Annotated in this window: 1 protein-coding gene; it reads left to right on the top strand. The window is 65.7% G+C overall.

The features are described from left to right. Positions 1 to 217: 217 nt before the first annotated feature. Positions 218 to 1,029: SpoIID/LytB domain-containing protein (locus ACIPK4_RS40135; protein ID WP_402322925.1), on the top strand; the 812-nt coding region annotated here is incomplete at its 3' end.

The raw sequence follows: 1,029 nt of genomic DNA, 5'->3' as shown, positions 1-1,029 counted from the left end.
CGACAACAACGGCAACCTCGCAAACGACTGGGTCAGCAACGGCGCCTGGCAGGGCCCCGCCGGCCTCGGTGGCACCAGCCGCTAACCACCACCCCACCCACCTCACACCCATAGCCACCGTGCCGGCCGATCCGCTCGGCCGGCGCGGCCCCTTGACGAGGAATCCAAATTGTCTGTCATACGTGGTCTACGTTTTACGCTCAGTGGTGTCACGACGATGGCGGTCCTGGGCTTCGCAATGGCGGTGCCGACCGCCGCGTCCGCCATGCCGAACGTGGCGAGTCAGCCGCAGCCGGTCGGCGGCCAGGTCGCACCGTCATCCCTTCTGTCCACTCCGCGTGTCGCCGATGCCGCAGCGGCAACCGGAAACTGCGGCGGCTACTCGTCCGACTCGACCCCGCCTTCCAGCATCCGGGTGCTGCGATACGCGCAGCACACCAGCGTCGGAGCACCGGTGCCGGGTACCGAGATCGGCGTGAGCACCGTGCCGTTCCAGGAATACGTCAAGGACGTTCTGCCCAGTGAGTGGGTCACCTCTTGGCAGCCCGCCTCACTGCAGGCCGGTGCGATGGCGGTGAAGACCTACGCGTGGTACTGGGTCAACCACTGGCGAGGCGGGTCGTACAACGGGTCCTGCTACAACGTCGATGACTCCATCAACTACCAGCGGTACATCCCCGGAAGCGCCATCTCCGCTACCAGCTCTGCCGTCCAGTCGACCTGGAACTCGGTCATGACCAAGAACGGCTCGGTCTTCCAGGCGTCATACCAGGCGACGCTCACCGGAAGCTCGTCAGAGGGGTGCGGCACCGGTCTTTCGAGGTACCCCAATACGCTCAGCCAGTGGGGGTCGCAGAACTGTGCCCTCGCCGGCCACTCCTGGCAGTCGATCCTGAGCGTCTACTACCCCGGGCTGTCAATCGGCGGGTCGGCCTCCGGCGTGTCGTCGCCGGTGTCGATGGATGCTGGTGCGACGCACGTGGCGTTTGTGGATGGTAACGGCAGTGTCGCAAACGACTGGGTCAGCAA

This window comes from Streptomyces sp. NPDC086989 (assembly GCF_044745505.1).
In the GTDB taxonomy this organism is placed as follows: Bacteria; Actinomycetota; Actinomycetes; order Streptomycetales; family Streptomycetaceae; genus Streptomyces.
Note: the sequence above shows the minus strand (reverse complement) of the source record. Positions and strands in the feature narration are given on the sequence as shown.